Source organism: Corynebacterium sp. HMSC055D05 (assembly GCF_001810365.1).
Lineage (GTDB): Bacteria > Actinomycetota > Actinomycetes > Mycobacteriales > Mycobacteriaceae > Corynebacterium > Corynebacterium coyleae.
On sequence record NZ_KV801024.1, the window covers coordinates 139,822 to 164,603 of the forward strand.

Genomic DNA, 24,782 nt, shown 5'->3' on the forward strand with positions numbered 1-24,782 from the left:
CTTCAGGCCGGTTGTGGTACTCCACGCGCGGGGGTGGCGGGTATCGTGTCCAAGGTGACAAAGCTTTTCGACATGCCCGATCCGAACGACCCACTTGCCCCCGCCGCGTTGATGGCCCGAGCGCAGGGGGTCGTCGAGAAGCAATCTGCCCTGCTGGAGCCGCTTGCCCGACTCTTCGCCGAGCGCGGCGAGTCCTTATATATTGTCGGCGGTTCCGTCCGCGACGCCATGCTGGGCCGCGGGGTGCACGATTTGGACTTCACTACCTCCGCCCGACCTGCGGTTATCCAGGAAATTCTCGCGGAGTGGGGCGAGAAAGTGTGGGACACCGGCATCGAGTTCGGCACCGTCTCCGCGATCCGGCACGGCGAAACCGTGGAAATTACGACGTTCCGCTCCGATCTTTACGACGGCATCACCCGCAACCCCGAAGTCACCTTCGGCGACACCCTCGAAGGCGACCTCGTGCGCCGCGACTTCGCCTGCAACGCGATGGCCATCGAGCTCTCGCTTGACGACGACCACCTCGCCCCCACCTTCCACGACCCCGTCAACGGCCTGTCTGACCTGGTCGTGGGCGTGCTGGACACCCCGCAGGAGCCGGAGGTGTCGTTCCGCGACGACCCGCTGCGCATGCTGCGCGCCGCCCGCTTCGTCTCCCAACTGGGCTTCAAGGTGGCCGACCGCGTCTTCGATGCGATGCGCGACATGGCCGGTGAGATCCAGCGCATCACCGTCGAGCGCGTCCAGGCCGAACTGGACAAACTCATGTGCGGCTCGCGCCCCTGGGAGGGCATCGACCTGCTCGTGGCCACCGGCATCGCCGAGTACATCCTGCCCGAGATCCCGGCCCTGCAACTCGAGACCGACGAGCACATGCAGCACAAGGACGTCTACCGCCACTCCCTGACCGTGCTGCGCCAGGCCACCGAACTTGAAGACTCGGACGAAGGCCCTGACCTGAAGCTGCGCTGGGCGGCGCTCATGCACGACATCGGCAAACCCGCCACTCGCGCGCCGAAGGAAGGCGGCGGCGTGACCTTCTACCACCACGAAGTGGTCGGCGCGAAGATGACCCGCAAGCGCCTCAAGGCCCTGAAGTACCCGAAGCACGTCATTTCCGACGTGGGCCAGCTCGTGTTCTTGCACATGCGCTTCCACGGCTTCGGCGAGGGGCAGTGGACCGATTCTGCCGTGCGCCGTTACGTCACCGACGCCGGCGAATTGCTGCCTAAGCTGCACAAACTCGTTCGTGCGGATTGCACCACCCGCAACCCCAGGAAGGCCGCGCGCCTCCAGCGCACCTACGACCACCTGGAGGAGCGCATCGCCGACATCGCCGCCAAGGAGGACCTCGCTCGCGTGCGCCCGGACCTCGACGGCAACGAGATCATGGAGATCCTCGGCCTCAAACCGGGCCCGGAGGTTGGCAAGGCGTGGAAGTATCTGAAGGAACTGCGCCTCGAGCGTGGCGAGCTCGACCACGACGAGGCCGTCGCCGAACTCAAAACCTGGTGGGAGAACGAGAATGCCTGAGTACTTCTACGCCGATCGCCTCTTCAACGCCCTGGAGCGCACTGACCCTGAACCCGGCATGCTGCTCGTCGCCGCACCCGGCATGTACTCCCCCGAGTTCGCCCGCACCGTCGTGCTCATCATCGAGCAGAGCGCGGAGCGCACCCTCGGCGTCGTGTTAAACCGCCGCAGCGAGACCGCCCTGGCAAACGTGATCCCCGCGTGGGCCGACCTCGCCGCGAAGCCGCAGGCCGTGCACATCGGCGGGCCCGTCCGCCCCGAGGCTGCCGTGTGCCTCGGCGTGACCTCCCCCGGCGTGGACATCGACGCTAACCCGTACTTCCAGCGCATGGCCAACCGCCTCGTGCTGCTCAACCTCAACGTTGAACCGGAGCTTGTCTCCGCCGACATCGACGGCGTCCGCATCTTCGCCGGCTACGCCGAGTGGGAGCCGGGCCAACTCGACGACGAGATCCTCCGCGGCGACTGGTTCGTTGCCCCCGCACTGCCCTCCGACGTGATCGCTCCGGCGGGTGCGGATTTGTGGGGGGACGTGATGCGTCGCCAAGCAATGCCCTTGCCTCTGTTTGCCACCTTCCCGGCGAATCTGGAGGACAACTAATTGGGTGTTTCACGTGAAACAAAGCGGCAGATCCGCCTCGGCCTGAAGGATTCATGGCTCGTCTGCCTCGGTTTGGTGCCGCTCGGGCTGGCGTTCGGGTTGCTGGTTACGCAAGCCGGTTTCACATGGTGGTGGGCTCCGATCTTCTCCTTCATTATCTATTCCGGCTCGATGGAATTCCTTGCCATCGGCATGGTGACCAGCGGGTTCGGAGTGTTCTCCTCCGCCCTGACCGCGTTCATGGTGAACTTCCGCCATATCTTCTACGGCCTCACCTTCCCCCGCGACGTCGCGCGCCCGGGCCTGCCGCGCCTGTACCTCACCTACGGCGTGACCGATGAGCTCTACGCGCTGACGTCCACGCTCGTCGCTAATGGCGCGCGCCTGACTCATGCCCGCTTGATGACCAGCGCGATGCTGATCAACGCGTCGTGGATCCTGCCGGGCATCATCGGCGCACTCGTGGGCAACCTCATCCCAGAGGACATCGAAGGCTTCGAATTCGCACTCACCGCCCTGTTCGCCGTCCTCGCCTACGAGGCATTCCAAAGCAGCAAGGACCTCTCCGCCCCACTCATCGCTGGCGCGCTGGCCGTGGTCGCGGCGTTCATCTTCCCCGACCAGATGATCATCATCGGCCTGCTCGCCTACTTCGGCGTGCTGTTGCTGCGGTTCTGGGCACCGCGTATCGACGACCTCCTCACCTGGCAGGTGAAATAAATGAGCACCCTCGGACTCCCCGACGGCGTCACCCTCGGCATGGCCGCCGCCGTGATCATCCCGGCCGGCATCGTGACGTTCCTGCTGCGCGCCCTGCCGTTCACGCTCACGCGGTACCTCAAGGGCAGTCCGTTCATCGACTTCCTTGCCGTCCTCATGCCCGTCGGCGTGATGACCGTCCTGGTCGTGTACACCATCGCGGGCGAAGCTGGAAGCCCCGGCCGCTTCTGGTCCGCCCTCGCGGCTTTGGTGATTACGTTCGTGCTCCACGCCTGGCGACGCCGCGCCGACCTCTCCATCTTCGCCGGCACCGCCGTGTACATGCTGCTGGTGAACCTGGTGGTGTGAGGGGTTCGCCCGTTTTGTTGTTAACGGGTGTCATGCTTAACTGACTAGGCTCAGATATCTGACAGCTCATATTCAGTTTCAGGTAAGGAGACCCCAATGAAGCGCCGTATTGTTGCAGCCTCCGTGGCAGCCACCACCGCCCTGTCGCTCGCTGTTGTTCCAACACAGTTCGCCCACGCGCAAACATCCTCCATCGCGTACTTTAATTGCGTCGCCACACTCAACGACCTTGATGAGAAGCGTGCTGAGGCGCCGACAGATGATGTAGACAAGTTTGCAAAAGATTTCTACGAGAGCATTGTTGATAATTTTGTCGAAGAGCTTGATGTCAAAGGCTCGTCTAACGAAGGCACGTGCATGAATGTGCTGCTGCACCCAAAGAATGCATATCGCCCTGGAACCATCGCGTTTTTGGTTCTGGCTCCGATTGCGATCCTTGCTCTGCTGTACACCGCAGCAGGCAAGATCCCGGGTGTTGAGCTTCCCTCGCTTTCTAGCCTTCCCCTCTAGATCAAATGAGTCTCTGGCTGTGCGGCTGAGGATTCACTTTGCCCAGGTCACGCTACTATTGAGATGATCCGAGGGCTGTTGTGGTCGCCCTTCTCCAATTTGACTTCTGCAACGAATGTGAAGTTCTGTTTTAATGCGTGTGTCAAGTTAATTGACAGAAGTAATCCGCCTCACAGTAGGAGTGTCCTATGAAGCGCACTACAGTAGCAGTTTTGGCAGCGACTACCGCACTGTCGCTCGCCACCGCCCCGGCACACGGTATTACCGTCGACGAAGCCCGCGCCCAGGACGAAGCGCGTAATGCAAAAGAAGTCGAGAAGCTAATCAAGAAGTGGGACGAAAATGGCTACGGAGCCATGCCTAACACCTATGAGGCTGGCTACATGGCTGGTGGCTCGGTGAAGGCTGGGTCTTCGGGTGAGCAGGCATACGGAGCTACTCAGGCCGGCTGGGTTGCCACCTGGATTGCAGTATCTGCCGCGGGTTTGGGCTTGATCGCATTCGCTGCGAAGCAGGCGGGTGTCCTGCCACCACAGATCGCGGGACAGCTCCCGTTCTAAACCGCATCGGTTCTTGCACGTGACTCCTCTCCCTTGCGGAGGGGAGTTTTTCTCTGCCCGAGCCATGCTTAGTCGTCGAACCCTCCCCCGCTTTCTGCCCAGGTCTGCGCGTTGTCGCGGCGCCGTGGCAGGGAATAGTTGTCCGAGACGTAGCGCGTGCCGTCTTGGTAGATGAAGTGCACGTCGCTGCCGTCCTTGACGGTTTCGAGGTAGCCATCGGTAACCAAGGAGTGGCAGGCGGAACAGAGTGGCAGCAGGTTTTCTAGATCGGTCATGCCGCCCTCGGACCACTCTTTGATGTGGTGGATCTCGATGAACCGCGAGTGCGTGCAGCCGGGCGCGGCACATTGCCCACCCCACATGGTGAGCAGAGCATTGACCTGTCCCGGCGTGGCGAAGCGGGAAGAGCGGCCGGTGTTGATGATCAGGCCGTCGTCGTCGACAGTAGAAACGCGCAGGTCAGCATTCGCGATCAATCCAACCAGTGCCTCGGAGCGTGCGCCGACGTTGTTGGGCATGTAGGCGCGGCCGTCCTTAGTCACCAGTACGTTGACATGTGCGCCTGGCGTTGTCAGTGTGCTCTTGGGCTGGCTGCGGGTCATGTGCACCATGCCCATGAAGGCCTGCAGCAGCATCCGACCGATCGGCATGCCGTAGCCGGACGCGGTCTTACGTGCCTTCTTTGCGGGTTCGACGGCGTCGGCTTTCTGCAGCATGTCCCTAATAGAGAGCTCGGCGACCCGACCGTCTTCGTGGCGCAATGCATCCTCGAGCATTTCCTCCATCTCGTAGTAGGCGATCTCCCCGAGTTTCAGCGCGGCGATGAACGCGGCGCCATCCGAGGCGTTGAGCACCCCGTGGAGGGCAATCTCGCCGTTATCGCGGGTGTGTACGCGCAGGTAGTGGTCCGGCTTCTCGCTATCACCATTCCCTGGTTTGTCGTATCCACTGAGTGCGATTTCGAGTTCGTGGTAGCCGAGTTCCAGGGCCATGTCGACAAGTTGGCGCTCTACCGCCGGGGTTAGGTAGCGCAGCAGTAAGCGAACCACGGAGTAGCTGATCTTGCCTGCAGAGAACTGCTGCTGAAGGTACAGGAACTCGCCGAGGCGGCAGCCGACGTGAACATATTCGTGCGCTGTGGAGATCGAGATCCCCAGGCGACGCGTCAGAAACTGCGCCGTGGTCCGTGCCCCCATCTGCGGTGCGAAACCGCCCTCCTCAAACGCGCGTATCGACGTCAACAGCTCCGCCTTACAACGCGTCATGCTTCTGTGCGACTGCTCGATTGCATCCGTAAGCAACTCCGCAAACGCACTAGGTTCAGTGCACTTCTCCTCCACTGCCGTTGTCATTGTGGTCCCCCTTAAGGCCGTATGTATGTTCGATAAAGCAAAGCATACAACCCGCCACGACACGGCTGTGACCTGCAAAAACAACGTTTTCTATGTGCGCTATAAAACGCACTAAAACCGAACGAAAAAACTCCGCATTGCGGACAATTCCGACCACCCCAATCGTTGGGTCGGGCCAACTAATTCGGGCGCGTGGGGTCGTCGTCAAGCATCCGCAACTCCGCATTGCGGACAAGTGGGGACGCACCAACTAATTCCGAAAATGAGGAGAACCTTCATTGGTAGTCGGCTTAACTCTGATGAGCCGGAGAAAATGGGCAGTCTTATCGTTGCTGCAAGCTGCAGCGTTACGCAAATTTGTAAAGAATATAAATCATCCCTACAGTCAATAGTGATCTAAAATACTTTTGTCCAGTCCGCTGGCAGAATCACACAAATATCTACTGAGGAGTCCCCATGAAGCGTCGCTTGACGGCAGCCGCTCTTGCCGCTGCAACCACTGTTTCTCTTGCCATGGTCCCTGCAGAGGCCGCAACCAAGCCAAACAATGAGGCAGAAGAGGTGCGTCAGGCCGTTGAAGCTGTCAAGTTGCTCGGCATCATTGCGGATAAGGGAACAGGCGCTGCTCCAAACACCGAACCTGTCGGCAATATGATGGCTGGGTCCATTAAGGCTGGTTCTTCGGGTGAAGAGGCTTACCGCGCAACTCAAGCTGGTTGGGCTCTCACCTGGATCGCTATTTCTGTTGCAGGTCTCGGTCTGATCGGCTACGGCGCTAAGGCTGCTGGCATTCTGCCGCCGCAGGTCGCCGCTGCTCTCCCGTTCTAAGCAAGAGCTGAAGCGCCACTCTCCCGTCGGAGTGGCGTTTTTTCATGCCCGCAACTCCGCATTGCGGACAAGTGGGGACGCACCAACTAATTCACCACGCGGTACCAGAGGCGCTTGCCTTCCTTCTTCGGCGGGACGAGTTTCACGCGGACCGGCTGCGGCAGGGTGAAGTCGTAGCCGCCACTCTGGATCTGGCGGCGGATCTCGCGGGCTTTGAGCGTGTCGCCGACGTCGATCCGATGCGAGCGCTGGCGTAGGGGGCGCTTGAAAATCTGCCGACGAACCGCGCTGGGGAGGGCACCGGGACTGGCGGGGATGTCCTTGTACTTCACTACCCCATTGGGCGTGGTGGCCTCGATCGTCGCAACGGACATGTATCTGACGGTCGAGTCCACACCCGGGATGTGCGGGGTGATGTGGATGGTGCGGATGACGCCGCCGATAAGGTCGCGGCGAAATCCGATGGGTGCGCGGCCTGGGAAGATCATCCGGGCGATGAAAAACAGCACCAGGATCGGGAGGAAAATCTGGCCGTAGAACCCGATGATTTCAAGCGGGCCAGGCAGGAAGGGGCCTATGGTGTCGAAAAAGCTACCCATAGGCGAAGAATAAAGCTAGTGCGGGAACTTCGCTCGGGCTTCGCTCCAGAGGCCTTCGAATTCGTCGGCGGTGAGGTGTCGGGCGGTGATGCCTTCCATCGCGTCGTAGGTGCGCGGGTGTGGCACGGTGCCCATGGGTTGGTTGGCCTGCCCGATGACGCGACCGTCGACGTAGATGCCGGTGATGGTCTCGGCGGGGTCGAGTTCGATCATGCGGAGCATGGTGCAGCTTTGCGACGACACCTCCTCCAGCTCAGCGATATTCAGCAGCTCTCCGCCGAGTTCGGGGACGTTGTAATGGATGCGGACGTAATGTTTCACGTGAAACTCTTTCTGGAGACATATGCGGAACAGATCATCAACTGTGCCATGTGATAGATCATTAGCGGAATAATAAGCACGCCGAGTTGGGCACCGCCGAAGATGACGGTAGCCATCGGCAAGCCGGTCGCAAGAGATTTCTGCGTGCCACACATCTGCACGGCCACGACGTCCTCGCGCGGGAATCGCAGCGCCTGTGGCACGACGCGGGTCAGCCACAGCATGGCGAAGACCAGCACCACGGAGAACACAATCAGCAGCACGATCTCAAGCGCGGTCACGTTCGACCACACGCCGGAGACGACACCCTTGGAAAAGGCGGAATAGACGACCATCCAGATGGAGCCGCGGTCGACAATCTTGGTGGCCTTGGATTTAGCCAACTCCCCCAGCCGTTTGTGTGCCAGCTGGCCGAGCATGAACGGCAGGAGGAGTTGGAGGGCGATGTCGGTGAACACGGTGGTGTCGATGTGCACGCCGTCGCCTGCGCCCATCAGCCACATCACGAGCAATGGCGTAGCGACGACACCCACCAACGACGACACCGACGCCGCCACAACAGCACCGGACACGTTGCCGCGTGCGATGCCGGTCAGCGCCACGGAGGACTGGACGGTGGACGGAACGAGGGTCATGAAGAGTAGGCCCTGGTAGAGGTCCTCGGAGATGAGCCCGGTGGTAGGTCGCGCGAGCAGACCGATCAGCGGGTATGCCACGAAGGTAAACGCGAGGATGAGGGCATGGAGGCGCCAGTTGGTGAGGCCCCGGAGGGCTTCTTGCGTCGATAGGCGTGCGCCGTAGAGGAAAAAGAGCAGCGCGATCGCGAGTTTGACGGCCACCCCAAAGCCGTCCGCGAACGCGCCGCGCGCCGGCACGACGAAGGCGAGGATCGCAGCAACAACGATGCCGACGAGGAGAGGATCGAGCTTCTTCATGTGGCCGAGTCTACGGCCAGCAGGTTAGCTCGCCGGGTTTTGAGCTTCGACCTTGTCGCCGGCTTCGATGACCTCAACTTCGCGCAGGCCGGTCACGGCCGGGCCGGAGACACGCGCGCCGGTGGCGATGTTGAAAACGGAACCGTGGGCGACACACTTGACGGTTTCGCCCTCCACCTTGGTGATCTTCTTCTGCTGGTGCGGGCACACCGCCGAGTATGCGACGAACTGGCCGGCGGACGGCTGGGCGATGATGAACTTGTCCAGGATCACCGCGGAGCCGACCGGCACGTCGGTCTTCGCAATTTCTTCGGGGGCCTCTTCCCCGCAGGCGGCCAGGAAGGCACCGGCGAAGGTAGTGGCGGTGCCGAGCAGGAACATGCGACGTGAACAGGTCATGATGCGATCGTAGCTTGCTTCATGGCGCCCACGTAGTCGGAAAGTTCCCGCTTCAGCCCGTCCATGTTTTCCACGCGATTATCGACGACATACTTATCAATAATGTTCGTAATCGCCGACCCGGTGATCGCGCCAGCGGCCCCAGCGGCGATCGCGTCGCGCACGTGCTCGGGACGGGAGATGCCGAAGCCGAGCAGTACCGGTGCGCCGCCGAAGGACTGCACATTATCGACGACCTCACGCAGGCCCTCCACCGTCGCCTCATTCTCCGCGCCGGTGACGCCGTCGCGAGAAATGGCGTAAATGTAGCCGCGGGAGTTAGCGGCCACGCCCTCGAGGACCTCGCGGGAGGCCTTGGCCGGGGCGATGAAGATCGGGTCGATGCCGGCGCGCTCGGCGGCGGCGGTGAAGGGGTCAGACTCGCGCACGGGGACGTCGGGAAGCAATACGCTATCGGCGCCGGCCTCCTTGAACTCGGTGTAGAAGCGGTCGAGGCCGCGAGTGTGGGCGACGTTGGCGTAGATCAGCATGCCGATCGGCAGGTCCGGGTAGCGCTCGCGGATGGTGCGCACCTGGTCGAGGGACTGCTGCACGGTTGCTCCCCCACGGAGAGCGCGGACGTGGGCGCCCTGGATGGCGGGGCCGTCGGCGACCGGGTCGGAGAACGGCACGCCGAGCTCGAGTGCGTCGGCGCCTGCTTCGACGATGGCGGAGATGATCTCCACCGCGTCGTCCGGGTTCGGGTCGGACAGCATGATGAAGGGGACGAACGCGCCCTCCCCCTTGGCAAAGAGTTGCTCGTAGCGCGACATTTACTTGTTCTCCTTCTGCTCGAGGGTTGCGCGGACGTGTGCGATGTCCTTGTCGCCGCGGCCGGACAGGGCGACGAGAATGTTCAGCGGCTCGGCGTCGGCCGGGTGCTCGGCGGCGCGCTTGAGCGCGTAGGCCAGGGCGTGCGAGGACTCGAGCGCCGGGATGATGCCTTCGTGGCGGGATAGGGCCTGGAAGGCGTCGAGGGCCTCGTCGTCGGTGACGGGCACGTACTTCGCACGGCCGGACTGGGCGAGGTAGGCGTGCTCCGGGCCGACGGCCGGGTAGTCCAGGCCGGCGGAGATGGAGTAGGACTCTTCAACCTGGCCGTCGTCGTCACGCATGAGGTACGAGCGGGTGCCGTGCAGGATGCCGATGGTGCCCTGGGCGATGGCGGCGCCGTGCTTGCCTTGGCCGAAGCCTTCGCCGCCGGGTTCGGCGCCGACCAGTTCGACGGTGTCGTCGTCAATGAAGTCGGCGAACATGCCGATGGCGTTGGAGCCGCCGCCGACGCAGGCGACGACCACGTCCGGCAGGGCGCCGGTGCGCTCAAGGATCTGGGCGCGGGCCTCGGTGGAGATGACACGGTGGAATTCCTTGACGATCTTCGGGAACGGGTGCGGGCCGGCAGCCGTGCCAAGGAGGTAGTGGGATTCGTGGAAGGTTGCGGTCCAGTCACGAAGCGCCTCGTTCACGGCGTCCTTGAGGGTGCCCGCGCCGGATTCCACGCCGACGACTTTCGCGCCCATCAGGCGCATACGGTAGACGTTCGGCGCCTGGCGCTGCATGTCGGTCTTGCCCATGTAGATCACGCAGTCCAGGCCAAGCAGCGCACAGGCAAGCGCGGTTGCAGTGCCGTGTTGGCCGGCGCCGGTCTCCGCGATGATGCGGGTTTTGCCCATCTTCTTCGCTAGCAGCGCCTGACCGATTACCTGGTTGGTTTTGTGGGCGCCGCCGTGTACGAGGTCCTCGCGTTTGAGGAAGATGCGCGCGTTGCCGTCGATCGGCAGGTTGCGGCATTCGGTCAGCGGAGTCGGGCGGCCGAGGTAATCGCGCAGGAGGGCGCGGTATTCAGCCATGAAGGTGTCGTCGTTAAACGCGTCGACGAAGGCTTGCTCGAGTTGGTCGAGCGCTGGCAGGAGGGATTCGGGGACGAACTGTCCGCCGAATTCGCCGTAGTACGCAGGGAGGAGAGTCATGGGGTGTCCTTTAGTCGTGGTAGTTGCCGATTGTGTCGAAGCCGCGTCGCAGCGCGCCCGCGTCTTTGTGGCCGTTGGGGTCTTCGAAGCCGGAGTTCAGGTCCAGGCCGGCGCAGCCGACGCGCAGCGCATCGGTGAGGTTGTCGGGGTTGAGGCCGCCCGCGAGGAACGCTTTCTGCTTCACGGCGTCCGGCACGCGCGTCCAGTCGAAGCGCTCCCCCGACCCGCCGTCGTGGGCGTCGAGCACTAGCTTGTCGACGACCCCAGCAACCGACTCGGCCACCTTTTCGCCATCCGGCTGCGTCATGGAGACGGCACGCCAGACCTCAACGTCGACCTCTTTGCGCACGGATTCGATCAGCGCCAGTTCCTTTTCAACGGACCCCTGGTACGGCGCGTGGATCTGGACGGCGGCGATGCCGGGCTGGATGAGCTCGTCGTAACCCGAGGTGCGGCGGGACACCGCGACGTAGTCCAGGCCTGGCTCGGCGGCGATGATGTCGGTGGCTGTTTCACGTGAAACATTGCGCGGGGAGGCGTCGTCGAAAATGAGCCCGCCGTAGACCGCGCCGCACGCCTTGGCAGCCTGGGCGGCGGAGCCGGTGCGCAGGCCGCAGACCTTGTTCGGGCCATAGACGAGCTCGCGGCAGGCGCGGTCGATGTCCGGCTGGGAGGTCAGTTGGCTGCCAACCAGGAACGCATCGGAGTGACCGCCGAGGCGACGCACGGTTGCGGAGTCGCGGATGCCGGACTCGGAGACCACCACTGCCCCATCGGGAGCGAGCTCGGCGAGGCGTGCGGAGCGGTCGAGGTCGATGGAGAGATCGTGAAGATTGCGGTGGTTCACGCCGAAGATCTTCGCGCCGAGTTTGATGGCGCGGTGAGCTTCGTCCTCGTTGATCACCTCGGTGAGCACGTCCATGTGGAGCGACTCGGCGACGGAAGCCAGGTGCGCGTACTCCTCGTCGGAAAGGACGGAGAGCATGAGCAGGATCGCATCGGCGTCGAAGTAGCGCGCGGCGTAGATCTGGACCTCGTCGATGATGAAGTCCTTGCACAGTACCGGCAAATGGGTCGTTGCGGCGACGGTGGCCAGGTGGTCGTAGTCGCCGTTGAAGTAGTCCGGCTCGCACAACACGGAGATGCCCGCGGCGTAGCGTGAGTACACGGATGCGATCTCGCCGGGCTTGTAGTCGTCGCGAATTGGCCCGAGCGAGGGGGACGCGGACTTGCACTCCATAATGAATGCGGTGCCGGGGCGCGCGAGGGAGTCGTACAGAGAGCGCTCCGAATTGCGTAACGTGGCGAAATCTACGTGTGCAACGCGTGCGCGAATATCGTCAAGGTGACGTTTTCGGTTCTCGACGATATTGGTCAAAATCTTAGCCACTGTAATCGGCCTCCTCGTGGGTGGCGAGCCAATCGGCCACCGTGCCGTTTGCAAGCAACTGCTTTGCGTGCTCGGTACCCGCGGCAAGCGAATCCGCAATGCCGTAGAGGTAGAACATCGCACCCGCAGTCACGGCGACGGCGTCGCGGTGCGCGGCCGGACCCTCCCCTGCGAACGTGGCGCGCATGAAGGCTGCGTTCTCGGCACCGTTGCCGCCACGCAGGTCCTCCAGGCTGTGGCGCTCCACCCCGAGCTCCTCGGGCGTGACCGTGTAGTGGGTAATCTCGCCGTCCTTGAGCTCCCAGACCTCGGTATCGCCGTGGACCGCGATCTCGTCAGTGCCCGCGCCATGGACGACGAGCGCACGGTTCCGGCCCAGCTCACGCATCGTTTCCGCAATCACCTGGCCCAGCGCCGGGTTAGCGATGCCCATGATCTGGAACTCCGGGCGTGCCGGGCTGAGCAGCGGACCCATCGTGTTAAACAGCGTGGACACGCCAAGTGCCTTGCGGACCTGCTGCACGAACGCGATCGCCGGGTTGTACGCCGGGGCGAACAGGAACGTGAAGTTGGAGGACTCGAACTGGCGCACAGCACGATCCGGGTCGAGGTCCAGCGGGATGTTCAGCGCCTCGAGCACGTCCGCCGAACCGGACTTGGAGGACACGGAGCGGTTGCCGCACTTGATCATCTTCACGCCACCGGCAGCTGCGGTAAGCGAAGCGGCGGTGGTGATGTTGATGGTGTTCGCGCCGTCGCCACCCGTACCGGCGGTGTCCATGATCCCCTCCCCCGTCACCGGGAACGGACGCCCGGCGGCAAGGAACGCGCGGGCCGCACCGGCGATGTCGGCGAAGGTTTCGCCGCGCGTGCGGATCATGGCCAACAGTGCGGCGATGTGCACGTCGTCGTAATCGCCGACGGTCAGCGGGGTAAATGCCTCGATGGCCTCCTCGAGGGTGGGCTCGGGGTTGTCCATGAAGCGGCGGAAGATCTCGAGTTGGCTAGTCATTGTCGTGGCCTTTCTGTAGTAATTTCGTCACACAGTGGTCCAGGATTTGCGGGCCAGAGGGGGTGAGGATGGATTCGGGGTGGAACTGCAGTCCGATGGACATGCCGTCGTCGGTTTCGGCGGCCATGATCACGTCGCCGATCTCCGTGCCGGTCCACGCCAGCGGCGTGATGCCGGGTGGCGCGGTGGTGGCGCCGAGGGAGTGGTAGCGGGCGACGGGGACGCGGCGGCCGTCTGTAAGCACCATGCTTTGCGACGACCCATGCACCGGCCCGCACGGCTCAACCCGCCCACCAAAGTGCTCCACCAGAGCCTGAAAGCCCAGGCAGATGCCCAGAATCGGGACCCGTCCCTGGGCGCGTTCGATGACCTCCATCATGCAGCCGGCGTCGGCCGGGTAGCCCGGGCCGGGCGAAAGCACGATGAGGTCCGGGTTGGCGTTCAGCACCGTGTCGGCGGTAACGGTATTGCGGTAGACCACGGTGTCGTAGTCCGCGAATGCGTCCACCAGGTTGTAAACGAAGGAGTCTTGGTTATCCAGCAGGACGATCATTTCTTCACCTCCAGGTCGCGGCCACCGGCGAGTGCGTGCAGGACTGCGTAGGCCTTGTGCAGAGTTTCGTCAGCCTCGGACTGGGGCACGGAGTCGCGCACAACACCCGCGCCGGCCTGCACGATGGCCTTGCCGTTGGCCACGAATGCGGAGCGGATGACGATGCAGGTGTCGAATTCGCCGTCGCCACGCAAGTAGCCCACCGCCCCGCCGTAGGAGCCGCGGCGCTTGCCTTCCACGGACCGCAGCAGTTCTGTCGCGCGCAGCTTCGGTGCGCCGGTGAGCGTGCCCATGTTCATGCACGCGCGGTAGGCGTCAAGCGCGTCCAGGTCCGCGGCCAGCGTGGCGGTGACCCGGCTGACCAGGTGCATCACGCGCGAGTAGCGATCCACCTGCAGCAGGTCTTGCACCTTGCGGGTGCGCGGCTCGGCCACGCGCGCCATGTCGTTGCGGGCCAGGTCCACCAGCATGGTGTGCTCCGCGACCTCTTTGGCGTCGGTGCGCAACTGCAGTTCCATGCGCGTGTCCAGTTCGTGATTGACCGTGCCGTCCGGGTTCAGCCCGCGCGGGCGCGTGCCGGCAATGGGATACAGCTGCACCTGGCGGGTGGTCGGCGAGAACTTCAGGTTCGACTCCGGCGAGGCGCCGAACAGTTCGTACCCCTCGCCGCGGATGTAGAACATGTACGGCGAGGGGTTCGCGGCACGCAGGCGGCGGTACGCACCGAAGGCGTCGTCGCAGTCGGCGGTGAAGCTGCGCGCCGGCACGACTTGGTAGATGTCGCCGTTGTAAATGTTGCCCTGCAGCTGCTCCACTACCCCACGGAACTCCTCGTCCGGCATATCCGCCTCGGCGACGAGGGTGCCGGTGAGGGTGGTTGGGTCGGTGGGTGCGGGGGCGTCGTCGATAAGTGCTGCGATCTCGGTGAGATCAATGCCGTCACCTGCAGCATCAACCCCGGCGAGGTACGCCGTGCCGGTTTGGTGGTTCACGCGCAGCACCACCTCGGCGAGCACGAACTCGTAATCCGGGTAGGTGTTGTCGCCGTCGGCGACCTCGGGCAGACGCTCGAACGTCTCCAGGTAATCAAACGCGAAACCGCCCGCGAGCAGCGGAAAGTCCTCATTGCCCTCGGTGGAGGTCAACTTGCGCAGGACATCCATCGTCGACGCCGCGGTCAGGCGCTCGCGCTCGTCCTCCACATCAGCGCGCGGAAACTCGTGCTCGAGCCCGATCTCGTTCGCAATAATCTCGCCCGACGGCGTCAGCGGTGTCAGCGTCACGCGGTTGCCGGAGCAAGTAATGCGTATCGACGACCGCAGCACCGCCAACGACTGCAACCCCGAACGTGTCGTGATGTCAGCGGACTCGAGCAACACCGTGTCGGTTGCGTCGAGGCCGCCGATGTGGGCGAAGAGGCTTGCCACATCCTCGTGGTAGCGCACCTCTTGGCGGGTGAATTTCATGTGATCCTCGGTTCTGTTCTTGCTTGCACCGAGGGATAAAAAGGGCCCGCGGCGCTTGTGGACAAGCTGGCGGGCCGTGACTTCGCTAGGTGGCGCGCCAGTTAGGCGAGCCACCACCATGTTTGAGAAGTCATGTACGTCACAAAAAGGAAGTGTAGCCGAGGATCCGGCTTCGCGGGCTCATTTTATTCGTTGTTGTCGGCGTGGTCGGCGGCTCGTCGCAAAGCATCAAGGTTCACCGCGGGCTTCTCCTCTTCTTGCGCAGGCGCCTGCTCACGCGCGTGCTCCACCAACGTTGCGGCGCGCGCACCGAAGTTGCCGCCCACGGACGCCGAAATCACCGCCGCCACCGCCGCGATCGCCGGCATGACCCACATCCAGCCGGAAGCGATGAACGAAAATGCCGCGCCGAACGCGAGCGCCAACGCGGCCAGCACCCAGAACGGACCCGCTACCTTATGCGCCTGGTTCCAAATGCCTTCGTCCTTGCGTACGGCCGGCACGTGGAGGCCGATCCACTTGTTGCCGGGCAGCTTGCCCGCAGAGGCGAGCGCGCCGGGGATGAACAGCGCAAGCGTTAGCAACGAGAAGATAATGCCGAGGACAACGTTAAGGGAGCTCATGTTCGCGAACGGACTCATAGCCACTAAGCATACGACCGCACACTCACCTGCAAAAAAATATGATCAAAATGCAGTAGATTGCATAAATACGGGCTACGCTAGGCCCATGCAAAAGAAAATCCTCCACTCATTGCTGTTCTGGGTGGTTGTAGCGATTGCCTTGGGCTTCGCCTGCAGCTTCTTCTTCCCGGACTGGCTTGCCCGCGTCTTTGTCACGTTCAACGGGCTGTTCTCTAACTTCCTCGGCTTCTTCGTCCCGGTCCTTATCTTCGCCCTCATCGCACCCGCCATCGCGGGTCTGGGTCAGGGCGCAGGCAAGTGGCTCGGCGTCACCGCCGGTGTCGCATACGGCTCCACGTTCATCTCCGGCCTGATCGCGTGGTTCACCGCGTCCACGCTGTACCCGAGGCTTCTGGACGGCAAGACCCTCATCACCGATGTCGCCGACCCCGATGCCGGCGGCCTCTCCCCTTACTTCAGCGTTGAAATGCCGCCACCACTGGAAGTCATGTCCGCGCTGCTCCTCGCCTTCGTCGTCGGCCTGTCCATGACGGCAGTGAAGTCCGACAACCTGTTCAAGGTGCTCGGCGAGCTCAACGACATCGTGCTCAAGGTCGTGGTCACCTTCGTCATCCCGCTGCTGCCGCTGTTCATCTTCGGCACCTTCCTCAACCTGGGCATGAACGAGAACTTCGGCGACACCATGGCGGCCATGGGCGTGGTCCTCCTGCTCTCCGTCGTGATGACTGTTGTGATCGTCCTGCTGCAGTACCTGGTCGCAGGCACCGTCGCTGGCGTGAACCCGTTCAAGGCGCTGAAGAACATGCTGCCGGCATACTTCACCGCACTGGGCACCTCGTCCTCCGCCGCGACCATCCCGGTCACCTACAAGTCCACCCTGAAGAACAAGGTTGACGAGGACGTCGCCGGCTTCGTGGTCCCGCTCTGCGCGACGATTCACCTGTCCGGCTCGATGATGAAGATCACCCTCTACGCGCTCTCCATCGTGTTTATGGCCAACCTGGATATTTCCGCCGGCCAGGTCATCGGATTCATCCTCCTGCTGGGCATCATGATGATCGCCGCGCCGGGCGTGCCGGGTGGCGCCATCATGGCCGCTGTCGGTCTGCTGCAGTCCAACCTCGGTTTCGACGAGTCCATGGTCTCGCTCATGATCGCGTCCTACATCGTCGTTGATTCCTTCGGCACGGCCGCCAACGTCACCGGCGACGGCGCGATCGCCCTGATCGTGAACAAGTTCGCTGCGGGCAAGATCAAGAACGATTCGCTTGACGACGACACCGTCACCACCCCGGAGGAAGCCACCCGCTAGTCCCCTTCTGTTGAGACGACCGCCCTTCGGGGCGGTTTTCTTTTGCCTTGTCCCTCGCGCCGTTTCACGTGAAACATTCCTCACTGTATCGAGATGGCTCCTCACTGTATGAAGTGACGCCCTCACTGTAAAAAGAGAGGTGAAAATGGGTCCTCACTGTATTGAGTGATACCCTCACTGTAAAAAGTGAGTACAGTGAGAGCATGAGTGAGCGGATGGATGACATCATGGCCAGGCTGCGGCGCCAGCGGAATGATGATCACTGGATTGAGGCGAAATCCGGTACGGGGAAGTTGGATACCGCCTTTTGGAAAGCCGTGAGTGCCTTCGCCAATACGAAGGGTGGCCTGATCGTCCTTGGCATTGAGGAAGATCAGTCGACCGGTACGTTCCAGCCAGCCACTGATTTTGACTCTCGTGCGATGAATGATCGACTCATCAGTGCTTTGAGGGTCGACCAACAGAAGCCTCCGGTGACGCCGATACCCGAGACTGTCGTCGAACTCGATGAATACCAGGGTTCGCCGGTGATCTTGGTTGAGGTGCGGCCGATGCGTACCGATGAGCGCCTCGGAAAGCAGATGCCGTGTTACGTGACCTCGCAAGGACTCCGGGATGGCGCGTACAAGCGAGTACTGGATGGCGATCAGAGGCTTTCCAGCTACGAGATCTTCCAGCTCATGAATCTCTACACGCCAGATTCCTCGGAGTTGCTGCCTGTTCCTGGGGCGAACCTCGATGACCTGGATGGCCAGACGTGGAACGGGCTGATCCAATCTTTGGAGAAGAGGGGATCCCGGATCCGGGTGGGAACAAGAACCGATGCAGAGGGCGTGCCAACCCTTGCGGGCGCGTTGGCATTGGGCAGCTATCCGCAGCAGTTCTTCCCGCAGCTCTTCATCGATGTCGCAGTGCACCCGACGACGGAGAAGTCGACGTCTGAGACACGCTTCCTTGATCGGGCTCACTGCGACGGTCCGCTTCCACTGGCGGTCGAGGATGCGATTAAAGCTGTCGTGCGCAATCTCCGGGTTCGTACTGTGGAAGTTGGGTCGAATATGGTCGACGAACCTGAGATTCCAGAGATTGCTCTGCGTGAAGCGATTGTGAATGCCGCGATGCACCGTGACTACAGTCCGCAGGTTCAGGGGCGGCAAGTGCAGGTTGATGTGTACCCGGACCGGGTCGAGGTAAACAGTCCCGGCGGACTGTGGGGAGATCGCACCGAAGACAATATCGACGAGAACAGGTCGGTAAGCAGGAACCCTTCGCTCGCGAACTTGCTGAGCAACCTTCCAACGCCTTCAGGCTCGATGCGCGTGGCTGAAAACCAGGGAAGCGGCATTCAACGAATGAAGCAAGGGATGGAAGGCTATGGCCTGCCCCAGCCGGTGTTCGATGCCCGGATTGGTGAGTTCACCGTCATCCTCTACAGGTTCGGGATCCTCGATCCTGAAATGTCGGCATGGTTGGAGTCGGTTGCTCCTAATAGCTCTCGAGAGGAACAGATCGCGCTGGCGATTGCCAAGGGTTTGGGTGCTGTGTCCGTGAAGGAGCTCCGTAAGCACATTGGGCTTGATAGTGACGATGCACGGAGTCTGTTGAGTGATCTCGTCACACGCGGGCTGCTCGGTCCGGGCCACACGCGGGATTCGTTTGTTCTTTCAAGCAGCGGCATCGAACTCGATGAAACGGACAACAAACTCATCGCCTACCTGGCCCAAGTTGGAGAGGCAGCAGCACGCGATATCGCGGACCACCTTGAAGTAAGCGTGAATACCTTGCGTCCAAGACTCCGCAGCATGGTGGATGTGGGCGAAATTGTGCCCACTGCCCCACCGACAAGCCGCAAGCGAAAGTATCGCCTCCCCAACTAAGCGCCGTTTCACGTGAAACATCTGCCCGCTCCCCCAATGGCGTAGTGTCATTCGCATGTCCTTCGAGATCGTCACCACTCATTTCGTGGCGCACGAGCCGGACCTCGACGGCGCGTACGAGCTCTACCTGAACCGCATCCGGGCCAGCGGCGTCGAGATTGCGGCGGTGTCGCCGCACCCCCACCCCATCGAGGACGAGTATGTGCTTTGGGATCTCCGCTGCCAGGCCGCGTACGACAACCTCGCCGCGCCGGAGGACCTCCAGCTCTACGAGCTCAACGCCCTCGTGGACTTCACCACGACCAACCGCGACGAGGCCCTTGACTACTTCTTCTTCGAGGATATGGGCGGCCCCACACGCTTCGCGGCGGCACTCGGCGGACTCTCGGACCTCACGCTTCGCGACGAGCCCGCCGGCCCCCTCTCCCTTACCACCATCGTTTATCTCGGTGCCTCGCAACACATGGCGGTGGCGCAGCAGCTTTTCGACGACACCCTTGCCGCCCTCAACGCCGTCGCCTACCAACCCTTCGTCGCCCCACTCGAGGGCACCGAACATGCTGATCTCGTCGGCCCGCTCTGGCTTCGCGACGCCACCTTGAACATCATCGGCAAAGGCGACGGCATCTTCTCCCCCGGCAAGGACGCCTGGGCGGGTTGGGTGCTCACCTCAGACAGCAACAACACCGCCGAGCTTCAACTGCGTGAGCGCATCGAGCCTGACGCAGTGGTGATTAGCCGGGCGGTGTCTGAACCGTTCTAGCGGGACTTACCCGCTGCCGGTGTTGGCTTAGTTGGTCGGTGCGGTGGCTGCACCGTCAGCCGGAATGGAGTTGGTCACGACTCCATCGGAGATAACCGCATCATCGGTCGGCGCCAGCGGATCCTCGGAGACTACAGCCGTATCGGAGACGACCGCATCACCAGTGGCGTCAGCGCCGCCAGTGGTGCCACCGGTGCCGTCTGCGGTGGCGCCATCAGTGGTGACGGCGTCACTGACCTCAGAGACCACGCCATCGGTCGGGGTGGTCACGGTGTCGGTGGAAGCGTCGTCGGAGTCGTTGCAGGCGACAAGGCCGGTTGCGCCGAGAACAAGAGCGGTAGCGGCAGCTGCAATACGAGTGTTGGTCATGATTACTCCTTCGCTAGTTGGTTCGCACTAGTTCATTCACTCGGGCGTTGTGCCCGTCGCCATTCACTTGTACGGACCGAATCTGTGTTGTGGGTTGGAGAAATCACACAGGTTTCGTGCTCTTCACTGACGTTTGCGTCCTCACACCGTTACTCTGAGATGAAAACGGCTGCTTTCGGGATCTTTCTTCCCCCACCGCACCCTAATAATACATTCTCCCCCGCTTAACACGGAGCAAGACCGAAAAAGTTCCACATGGCAAAACAAAACCCGACCCCCTCACTAGGGACCGGGTTGAGTTGGTGGTGTCTAAGCGCGCTGACTTAGAACGGCAGTGCCGGGAGCTGCACGCCCGGGATAGCGCCGGAGAAGGCAGCAGCTGCGCCGAGCAGTGCGACGAGAGCGACCGGGACGCCGATCAGGAGGCCGAGGATGCCGGACTTGTAGTCGTCGTCAGCAATGAGTTGCTTGATGCAAACGCCGGACCGGGTCGAGCTGTTGGATTTGCCCAGCCTCTCTTCTTTGTCCATAGCGATCCCACGCTTTTGTACGGACTTTTCCTCGTCGGTCTTGGCCTCTTTCAAGATCTCGTCGTATCGGGCGAACAACTCGTCTACTTCAAGCCTGCACTCGTTGTAGGCGTAGGAAGAGCTTGGCTTCTCCTCCGCAGCGAACGCCGGGGTTGCGACTGCGGTCAGGGACACAGTTGCCGCGACGGCGGCGGTAGCGATGCGCTTCATCGTTTCTCCTTGAGATTTGGTGTGTAGAAAGTATTAAACGGGTGTCAAGCGCCTTCCGCAGGAAAATCGACAAAATTACCTCAGAATCACAGAAAGACCCACCCCCAACTGGGGGAACTGGGTCTTAATTGCTGTGTCTAAGTGTGACTTAGAACGGCAGTGCCGGGAGCTGAACGCCCGGGATAGCGCCGGAGAAGGCAGCCGCTGCGCCGAGCAGTGCGACGAGAGCGACCGGGGCGCCGATCAGGAGGCCGAGGATGCCGGCCTTGTAGTTGTCGTCCTTGATGAGCTCCTGGATGCAGTCGCCGGTGGACTTCATTTCCTTGGCCTTGGTTTCCTCGTTCTTAGCTTTGCCGTCCTTGGCCTCGACGGGCTTCGGTTCCTTCTTGCACTGCTTGAAGCGCTCGGAGGAGCCAACCTTGGTCTCGCCGGCCTTGTCGCCTTCCTGCTTGGAGATGGAGGAACCGTCCTTGCCCGGAGTGGTGGTGCCGTTGGTTTCCGCAAATGCCGGGCCGGCGACGAGGGACAGGGACAGGGTTGCAGCGGCAGCTGCGGTAGCGATGCGCTTCATAGCGTTCTCCTCAATGTGATGGGTTCAACATGCCAGGGGTCTGACATGTGTAAAACTAACATCGCTTGCACTGCGGCGTGTGTTACTTCGTCGCTAAAATTTTTTCGTATGGCGAATTTGAGCGAGATCGCAGCGGTTGTTGGCGTCACGGCGTTGGTGGGGCTTGGCGGTGCGGCTGTCGGCTACAACATGGTGGATGTGCCGGAGATTTCGCAGGTCACGATGCAAACGCATGGCGCGCCGAATGCGATTATCGACGACCCGCAGCAGGTCCTCTCCCCCGACGACCGCGCGCGTCTCGAGCGTGACACTGCGCGTATTGATGCGCCTGAGGTGGTCACGGATTTCCACTACATGGTATTCAAAACGAACCACGACAACGTCCTCGACGACGTTGAGGAACTCCTGCGCACCCAGTACCCGGACCTTGTCGATCAGTCGAAGCGCGAGAACGGCCACCTTGCGGACGGCGCGCTCATCGTCGGCGTAGGCCTCGACCCGCGGCGGGCATTTGTGTACGGCGGCGAGGATGTGACTCGCGAGCTCATGCTTGACGACAAATCCCACCTCGCCGATCTCCTCGACGCCATGAAACCCGGCGTGAAGGACGGCAACATCCCGGCCGGGCTGTTCCGCACCGCGAACCAGGCCATGAACGCCGAGGCACTCGCCCAGAAGCAGGTCGATGACGCGACTGATGATCAGATCGGCGCGACCATTGGCCTTGGTGTCGGTGGTGCCGGTGTGGCGGGCGCTGGTGGGGCTGGGTTGTTGGCGGTGCGGGGGCGTCGTCGAAAAGCAGTCGCCCAGGCGCGCAAGGACTACGACACCGTGACCAGCGAATACACCCGCCTCGCAGGGCGACTGGACGAGGTGGACGTGCGGGCGAACTCGCTGACGTCCGCGTTTGCCGACGAAACCCTGCGCCGCCAGTGGGCGGAAGTCCGCGACCGCTTCCTGAGCATGAACGAGTTGGTCCACGGCGCGGCGGGGCTAAACGCGATCAACATGAACGACGACAAGGACGTGTACGAGCACCGCAGGCAGTTGGCGGACGCGGCCGAATCCGTCAAGCACGTGTCTAAGGCGGAGGAAAACATCGACAGGCTTTTCGCCGTCGAGCATGGCGACGCCGCAGCGCGCCGGGCTGACCTGACCAAGATCCGCGAGGACGTGCTGCGGGCGCGCAGTGAGGTGAAGGGCAAGGAGCTGAAGCGGGAACTCGACCTGCTGATGGGGCGGATCGAGGCGCTTGACGCAAACCCGAACTCCCCCACCTTCCTCGATGACTTCGTGCGCGTGCTCGGCGATTACCGCGTGATCTTGGACCAGGTGAAGAAGAAGCAGTTCAGCGACGTGAAGGAGAAGCAAAAGCTGCGGGCACCGGCGGTGTACGAGACTGGGTTCTGGTACGGCGGGTACGTCCCATACGTGCACATGCACTCGTGGCACGCGGCGAACGTGCAGGCGGCAAAGGCGGCGTCGTCCTCCTCGAGTGGCTTTAGTGGCGGCGTGTCCTCGTCGGGCTTTTCCGCTGGTGGCGGTAGTTCGTCATTCTAAGAAATTTTGAGGTGACAGTCGTCACAAAACACAGTTAGGGCTTTTCCTTTATTAGGTCCGTGTTTATGCTTAGGCGCGGAGAAATTCGAAGCGCAAACCCGCCACTGAGAACACGCAGTGGCGGGTTTCCTTATGCCACGACCTAGTAGGTAGGTAGGCGTACCGTGAAGGTATGTCTGTCGAAATTGGCAAGGTCAAGAAGATTTTGGGTGGCCTCGCGTCAACCCAAACCGAACGCGAAGCGCTGTACAAGCACTTCCACCAACACCCCGAGCTGTCCATGCAGGAGCATGCGACCGCGGAGCGGATCGTAAAGGAACTGGAATCCTCAGGTATCCGGGTAACCCGGGTGGGGGAAACTGGGGTGGTGGCGGTCGTCGATAATGGCGAGGGCCCAGTCGTGGCCATGCGCGCAGACATTGATGCGCTGCCGGTCAAGGAAGCCTCTGGCAAGGACTATGCCTCCACGGCCACGCAGGTTGACGCCAAGACCGGCGCGGAGGTCCCCGTCGCCCACTCATGTGGTCACGATTTCCACCTGATGTCGCTGCTCACCGCGCTGCAGGCGTTCAACGCTCACAAGGACCAGTGGTCCGGCACCTTTATCGGCGTCTTCCAGCCCGCTGAGGAGACCGCTGAAGGTGCCCGTGCGATGCTCGAGGCCGGAGTGGAACAGGCAATGCCACGGCCCGACGTGTACCTCGGCCAGCACGTGCTGGCCAGCCTGCCCGGCGGGCACGTGGGCACGCGACGCGGACCGGTGCTGTCCTCCGCATTCTCGGTGAAGGTCACGGTGCATGGCAAAGGCTCCCACGGGTCGATGCCGGAATTGGGCGTGGACCCGGTGGTGCTTGCCTCCACCATCGTGATGCGCCTGCAAACCATCGTCTCGCGCGAAGTGGCGGCCAAGGAAACCGCGGTGGTGACCGTCGGTGCGATCCACGCGGGCACGAAGTCCAACATCATCACGGACTCCGCCGAACTGCTCATCAACACCCGCGCATACAGCAGCGAGGTCAGCGAGCACCTCAAGGAAGCCATCGAGCGCATCGTGCGCGCCGAATGCGTCGCCGCCCGCAGCCCAAAGGAACCCGAGTTCACCTACTACGACCGCTACCCACTCACCGACAACGACGGTGACGCCACCGACACCGTCCGCGAAGCCTTCGACGCATACTTTGGTGACGAATCCTGCTACCTCGACCCCGTCCCCGCCTCCGAGGACTTCTCCATCATCCCCGACGCACTCGGTGTCCCCTACACCTACTGGGGCCTGGGAGGCTTCGCGGACATGAGCAAGGCTGTGGGCAACCACAACCCGGCGTTCGCACCTGATCTCCAGCCCACACTCGACCGTGGCGCCGAAGCAGTCGTCGTTGCTGCTTCCGCCTGGTTGACCGTGCCGGTCTCGGCGGATTAGTGGAGTTTAAAAATTTATGCAGCGGCCAATGGGGGGCATGGGCCGCTGCAAAGGACCCGAAGGCCCTGGGTGGGGACTATGTCCCCCAAAGGGAGCCCGCGCCTCTCGCACTCTAAATGGGGGGGGGGTGGGTGAGGGCTCAGCCGGTTCTCGGGGGGTGTAACCGTGGGCGGGGCTCCGGCTCAAATATAGATCATGTGTAAATGGCTTGTCTAGTCTTAGTGCAAAATACTGCTAAACATGCAGGTAAAAGGCGTGGTGTTGCGGTGGTGGGGTGCGGTTACGGCAGTTCCACGCCACACTGCTTGAGGATCGTTTTGGGCAGGCGGAAGCGAGCGGTCATGCGAACAGGTGTGCTAATTTTGTGCTGAAGATTCTCGGCACCTA

General features: G+C 62.2%; 27 protein-coding genes. 12 read left to right on the forward strand and 15 right to left on the reverse strand.

Annotated elements, in window-relative coordinates; translation table 11 throughout:
- Nucleotides 1-111 precede the first annotated feature (111 nt).
- From HMPREF2734_RS00640 to HMPREF2734_RS00665, 6 genes are all read left to right on the forward strand, one after another.
- Complete coding sequence (locus HMPREF2734_RS00640) at nucleotides 112-1,536, forward strand: CCA tRNA nucleotidyltransferase (RefSeq protein ID WP_246816751.1); 1,425 nt, start codon at nucleotides 112-114, stop codon at nucleotides 1,534-1,536.
- Nucleotides 1,529-2,137: a YqgE/AlgH family protein gene (locus HMPREF2734_RS00645; protein WP_070568254.1), complete on the forward strand. Its 609-nt coding sequence runs from the start codon at nucleotides 1,529-1,531 to the stop codon at nucleotides 2,135-2,137. Before HMPREF2734_RS00640 ends, HMPREF2734_RS00645 begins: the two co-directional genes overlap by 8 nt.
- A complete protein-coding gene (locus HMPREF2734_RS00650) occupies nucleotides 2,138-2,857 on the forward strand; it encodes an AzlC family ABC transporter permease (RefSeq protein ID WP_070568258.1) in 720 nt (239 codons plus the stop codon). It begins immediately after the preceding gene.
- Nucleotides 2,858-3,205 (forward strand): branched-chain amino acid transporter permease, encoded by a 348-nt coding sequence (locus HMPREF2734_RS00655; protein ID WP_070568261.1) that lies wholly within the window; start codon nucleotides 2,858-2,860, stop codon nucleotides 3,203-3,205. It abuts the gene before it with no gap.
- A gap of 96 nt (nucleotides 3,206-3,301) precedes the next feature.
- Nucleotides 3,302-3,715 (forward strand): hypothetical protein, encoded by a 414-nt coding sequence (locus HMPREF2734_RS00660; protein ID WP_070568264.1) that lies wholly within the window; start codon nucleotides 3,302-3,304, stop codon nucleotides 3,713-3,715.
- Between the two features lie 188 nt (nucleotides 3,716-3,903).
- Complete coding sequence (locus HMPREF2734_RS00665; protein ID WP_070568267.1) at nucleotides 3,904-4,275, forward strand: hypothetical protein; 372 nt, start codon at nucleotides 3,904-3,906, stop codon at nucleotides 4,273-4,275.
- Between the two features lie 68 nt (nucleotides 4,276-4,343).
- On the opposite strand, the gene HMPREF2734_RS00670 is transcribed toward HMPREF2734_RS00665, so the two are convergent.
- Nucleotides 4,344-5,627, reverse strand: a complete 1,284-nt coding sequence (locus HMPREF2734_RS00670) for an HNH endonuclease signature motif containing protein (RefSeq protein WP_070568270.1) — start codon at nucleotides 5,625-5,627, stop codon at nucleotides 4,344-4,346.
- A gap of 456 nt (nucleotides 5,628-6,083) precedes the next feature.
- Here HMPREF2734_RS00670 and HMPREF2734_RS00675 point away from each other — a divergent pair, with 456 nt between their 5' ends.
- Nucleotides 6,084-6,455, forward strand: a complete 372-nt coding sequence (locus tag HMPREF2734_RS00675; protein WP_070568273.1) for a hypothetical protein — start codon at nucleotides 6,084-6,086, stop codon at nucleotides 6,453-6,455.
- An 86-nt stretch (nucleotides 6,456-6,541) separates the two neighbouring features.
- Here HMPREF2734_RS00675 and HMPREF2734_RS00680 read toward each other — a convergent pair whose 3' ends face one another.
- The 11 genes from HMPREF2734_RS00680 to HMPREF2734_RS00730 form a co-directional block, all read right to left on the reverse strand.
- Nucleotides 6,542-7,054 (reverse strand): hypothetical protein, encoded by a 513-nt coding sequence (locus HMPREF2734_RS00680; RefSeq protein WP_070568276.1) that lies wholly within the window; start codon nucleotides 7,052-7,054, stop codon nucleotides 6,542-6,544.
- A gap of 15 nt (nucleotides 7,055-7,069) precedes the next feature.
- Nucleotides 7,070-7,375 (reverse strand): hypothetical protein, encoded by a 306-nt coding sequence (locus HMPREF2734_RS00685; RefSeq protein ID WP_070421893.1) that lies wholly within the window; start codon nucleotides 7,373-7,375, stop codon nucleotides 7,070-7,072.
- Entirely contained in the window at nucleotides 7,372-8,310 is a 939-nt protein-coding gene (locus tag HMPREF2734_RS00690) for a bile acid:sodium symporter family protein (protein ID WP_070421892.1), read from the reverse strand. The genes HMPREF2734_RS00685 and HMPREF2734_RS00690 overlap by 4 nt, the downstream gene beginning before the upstream one ends.
- 24 nt (nucleotides 8,311-8,334) lie before the next feature.
- Nucleotides 8,335-8,709 (reverse strand): Rieske (2Fe-2S) protein, encoded by a 375-nt coding sequence (locus HMPREF2734_RS00695; RefSeq protein WP_070815896.1) that lies wholly within the window; start codon nucleotides 8,707-8,709, stop codon nucleotides 8,335-8,337.
- Nucleotides 8,706-9,521 (reverse strand): tryptophan synthase subunit alpha, encoded by an 816-nt coding sequence (gene trpA, locus HMPREF2734_RS00700; protein ID WP_070483295.1) that lies wholly within the window; start codon nucleotides 9,519-9,521, stop codon nucleotides 8,706-8,708. The genes HMPREF2734_RS00695 and trpA overlap by 4 nt, the downstream gene beginning before the upstream one ends.
- Nucleotides 9,522-10,718 carry a tryptophan synthase subunit beta gene (gene trpB / locus HMPREF2734_RS00705; RefSeq protein ID WP_070568278.1) on the reverse strand — a complete coding sequence of 399 codons (1,197 nt, stop codon included), beginning with the start codon at nucleotides 10,716-10,718 and terminating at the stop codon, nucleotides 9,522-9,524.
- A 10-nt stretch (nucleotides 10,719-10,728) separates the two neighbouring features.
- On the reverse strand, nucleotides 10,729-12,114 hold the full coding sequence (gene trpCF / locus HMPREF2734_RS00710) for a bifunctional indole-3-glycerol-phosphate synthase TrpC/phosphoribosylanthranilate isomerase TrpF (RefSeq protein ID WP_371440403.1): 1,386 nt from the start codon (nucleotides 12,112-12,114) through the stop codon (nucleotides 10,729-10,731).
- Nucleotides 12,101-13,120 carry an anthranilate phosphoribosyltransferase gene (gene trpD / locus HMPREF2734_RS00715; protein ID WP_070568282.1) on the reverse strand — a complete coding sequence of 340 codons (1,020 nt, stop codon included), beginning with the start codon at nucleotides 13,118-13,120 and terminating at the stop codon, nucleotides 12,101-12,103. Before trpD ends, trpCF begins: the two co-directional genes overlap by 14 nt.
- Nucleotides 13,113-13,673 carry a glutamine amidotransferase-related protein gene (locus HMPREF2734_RS00720; RefSeq protein ID WP_070568284.1) on the reverse strand — a complete coding sequence of 187 codons (561 nt, stop codon included), beginning with the start codon at nucleotides 13,671-13,673 and terminating at the stop codon, nucleotides 13,113-13,115. Before HMPREF2734_RS00720 ends, trpD begins: the two co-directional genes overlap by 8 nt.
- A complete protein-coding gene (locus HMPREF2734_RS00725) occupies nucleotides 13,670-15,139 on the reverse strand; it encodes an anthranilate synthase component 1 (RefSeq protein ID WP_070568286.1) in 1,470 nt (489 codons plus the stop codon). Before HMPREF2734_RS00725 ends, HMPREF2734_RS00720 begins: the two co-directional genes overlap by 4 nt.
- Before the next feature lie 185 nt (nucleotides 15,140-15,324).
- Nucleotides 15,325-15,780: an SdpI family protein gene (locus HMPREF2734_RS00730; protein WP_224213302.1), complete on the reverse strand. Its 456-nt coding sequence runs from the start codon at nucleotides 15,778-15,780 to the stop codon at nucleotides 15,325-15,327.
- Nucleotides 15,781-15,868: 88 nt separating this feature from the next.
- On the opposite strand from HMPREF2734_RS00730, the gene HMPREF2734_RS00735 reads away from it, so the two are divergent.
- The 3 genes from HMPREF2734_RS00735 (at nucleotide 15,869) to HMPREF2734_RS00745 (ending at nucleotide 19,735) form a co-directional block, all read left to right on the forward strand.
- Nucleotides 15,869-17,095, forward strand: coding sequence for a dicarboxylate/amino acid:cation symporter (locus tag HMPREF2734_RS00735; RefSeq protein WP_070421885.1), 1,227 nt, complete (start codon nucleotides 15,869-15,871; stop codon nucleotides 17,093-17,095).
- A 203-nt stretch (nucleotides 17,096-17,298) separates the two neighbouring features.
- On the forward strand, nucleotides 17,299-18,972 hold the full coding sequence (locus tag HMPREF2734_RS00740) for an ATP-binding protein (protein ID WP_070568289.1): 1,674 nt from the start codon (nucleotides 17,299-17,301) through the stop codon (nucleotides 18,970-18,972).
- Between the two features lie 55 nt (nucleotides 18,973-19,027).
- The gene (locus HMPREF2734_RS00745; RefSeq protein ID WP_070568292.1) at nucleotides 19,028-19,735 is read left to right on the forward strand and encodes a hypothetical protein; all 708 of its coding nucleotides are present in this window, start codon (nucleotides 19,028-19,030) and stop codon (nucleotides 19,733-19,735) included.
- 27 nt (nucleotides 19,736-19,762) lie between these two features.
- Here the strand turns inward: HMPREF2734_RS00745 and HMPREF2734_RS00750 are convergent, their stop codons facing one another.
- The 3 genes from HMPREF2734_RS00750 to HMPREF2734_RS00760 all read right to left on the reverse strand — a co-directional run bounded on the left by HMPREF2734_RS00750 (nucleotide 19,763) and on the right by HMPREF2734_RS00760 (nucleotide 21,415).
- Nucleotides 19,763-20,104, reverse strand: coding sequence for a hypothetical protein (locus tag HMPREF2734_RS00750; protein WP_070568296.1), 342 nt, complete (start codon nucleotides 20,102-20,104; stop codon nucleotides 19,763-19,765).
- 323 nt (nucleotides 20,105-20,427) lie between these two features.
- Complete coding sequence (locus HMPREF2734_RS00755; protein ID WP_070568299.1) at nucleotides 20,428-20,844, reverse strand: hypothetical protein; 417 nt, start codon at nucleotides 20,842-20,844, stop codon at nucleotides 20,428-20,430.
- 148 nt (nucleotides 20,845-20,992) lie between these two features.
- Nucleotides 20,993-21,415 carry a hypothetical protein gene (locus HMPREF2734_RS00760; protein WP_070568302.1) on the reverse strand — a complete coding sequence of 141 codons (423 nt, stop codon included), beginning with the start codon at nucleotides 21,413-21,415 and terminating at the stop codon, nucleotides 20,993-20,995.
- 108 nt (nucleotides 21,416-21,523) lie between these two features.
- Here HMPREF2734_RS00760 and HMPREF2734_RS00765 point away from each other — a divergent pair, with 108 nt between their 5' ends.
- Both HMPREF2734_RS00765 and HMPREF2734_RS00770 read left to right on the forward strand, forming a co-directional pair.
- On the forward strand, nucleotides 21,524-22,975 hold the full coding sequence (locus HMPREF2734_RS00765; protein WP_070568306.1) for a DUF5129 domain-containing protein: 1,452 nt from the start codon (nucleotides 21,524-21,526) through the stop codon (nucleotides 22,973-22,975).
- Between the two features lie 172 nt (nucleotides 22,976-23,147).
- Nucleotides 23,148-24,395 carry an amidohydrolase gene (locus tag HMPREF2734_RS00770; protein ID WP_070568309.1) on the forward strand — a complete coding sequence of 416 codons (1,248 nt, stop codon included), beginning with the start codon at nucleotides 23,148-23,150 and terminating at the stop codon, nucleotides 24,393-24,395.
- Nucleotides 24,396-24,782: the final 387 nt, after the last annotated feature.

Excerpts from the sequence above, each read along its gene's own strand:
- HMPREF2734_RS00640 (WP_246816751.1), top strand. The coding sequence starts at position 112 with ATGGCCCGAGCGCAGGGGGTCGTCGAGAAGCAATCTGCCCTGCTGGAG.
- HMPREF2734_RS00645 (WP_070568254.1), top strand. The coding sequence starts at position 1,529 with ATGCCTGAGTACTTCTACGCCGATCGCCTCTTCAACGCCCTGGAGCGC.
- HMPREF2734_RS00655 (WP_070568261.1), top strand. The coding sequence starts at position 2,858 with ATGAGCACCCTCGGACTCCCCGACGGCGTCACCCTCGGCATGGCCGCC.
- HMPREF2734_RS00660 (WP_070568264.1), top strand. The coding sequence starts at position 3,302 with ATGAAGCGCCGTATTGTTGCAGCCTCCGTGGCAGCCACCACCGCCCTG.
- HMPREF2734_RS00665 (WP_070568267.1), top strand. The coding sequence starts at position 3,904 with ATGAAGCGCACTACAGTAGCAGTTTTGGCAGCGACTACCGCACTGTCG.
- HMPREF2734_RS00670 (WP_070568270.1), bottom strand. The coding sequence starts at position 5,627 with ATGACAACGGCAGTGGAGGAGAAGTGCACTGAACCTAGTGCGTTTGCG.
- HMPREF2734_RS00675 (WP_070568273.1), top strand. The coding sequence starts at position 6,084 with ATGAAGCGTCGCTTGACGGCAGCCGCTCTTGCCGCTGCAACCACTGTT.
- HMPREF2734_RS00680 (WP_070568276.1), bottom strand. The coding sequence starts at position 7,054 with ATGGGTAGCTTTTTCGACACCATAGGCCCCTTCCTGCCTGGCCCGCTT.
- HMPREF2734_RS00690 (WP_070421892.1), bottom strand. The coding sequence starts at position 8,310 with ATGAAGAAGCTCGATCCTCTCCTCGTCGGCATCGTTGTTGCTGCGATC.
- HMPREF2734_RS00695 (WP_070815896.1), bottom strand. The coding sequence starts at position 8,709 with ATGACCTGTTCACGTCGCATGTTCCTGCTCGGCACCGCCACTACCTTC.
- trpA (WP_070483295.1), bottom strand. The coding sequence starts at position 9,521 with ATGTCGCGCTACGAGCAACTCTTTGCCAAGGGGGAGGGCGCGTTCGTC.
- trpB (WP_070568278.1), bottom strand. The coding sequence starts at position 10,718 with ATGACTCTCCTCCCTGCGTACTACGGCGAATTCGGCGGACAGTTCGTC.
- trpD (WP_070568282.1), bottom strand. The coding sequence starts at position 13,120 with ATGACTAGCCAACTCGAGATCTTCCGCCGCTTCATGGACAACCCCGAG.
- HMPREF2734_RS00720 (WP_070568284.1), bottom strand. The coding sequence starts at position 13,673 with ATGATCGTCCTGCTGGATAACCAAGACTCCTTCGTTTACAACCTGGTG.
- HMPREF2734_RS00725 (WP_070568286.1), bottom strand. The coding sequence starts at position 15,139 with ATGAAATTCACCCGCCAAGAGGTGCGCTACCACGAGGATGTGGCAAGC.
- HMPREF2734_RS00730 (WP_224213302.1), bottom strand. The coding sequence starts at position 15,780 with ATGAGTCCGTTCGCGAACATGAGCTCCCTTAACGTTGTCCTCGGCATT.
- HMPREF2734_RS00735 (WP_070421885.1), top strand. The coding sequence starts at position 15,869 with ATGCAAAAGAAAATCCTCCACTCATTGCTGTTCTGGGTGGTTGTAGCG.
- HMPREF2734_RS00740 (WP_070568289.1), top strand. The coding sequence starts at position 17,299 with ATGAGTGAGCGGATGGATGACATCATGGCCAGGCTGCGGCGCCAGCGG.
- HMPREF2734_RS00745 (WP_070568292.1), top strand. The coding sequence starts at position 19,028 with ATGTCCTTCGAGATCGTCACCACTCATTTCGTGGCGCACGAGCCGGAC.
- HMPREF2734_RS00750 (WP_070568296.1), bottom strand. The coding sequence starts at position 20,104 with ATGACCAACACTCGTATTGCAGCTGCCGCTACCGCTCTTGTTCTCGGC.
- HMPREF2734_RS00755 (WP_070568299.1), bottom strand. The coding sequence starts at position 20,844 with ATGAAGCGCATCGCTACCGCCGCCGTCGCGGCAACTGTGTCCCTGACC.
- HMPREF2734_RS00760 (WP_070568302.1), bottom strand. The coding sequence starts at position 21,415 with ATGAAGCGCATCGCTACCGCAGCTGCCGCTGCAACCCTGTCCCTGTCC.
- HMPREF2734_RS00765 (WP_070568306.1), top strand. The coding sequence starts at position 21,524 with ATGGCGAATTTGAGCGAGATCGCAGCGGTTGTTGGCGTCACGGCGTTG.
- HMPREF2734_RS00770 (WP_070568309.1), top strand. The coding sequence starts at position 23,148 with ATGTCTGTCGAAATTGGCAAGGTCAAGAAGATTTTGGGTGGCCTCGCG.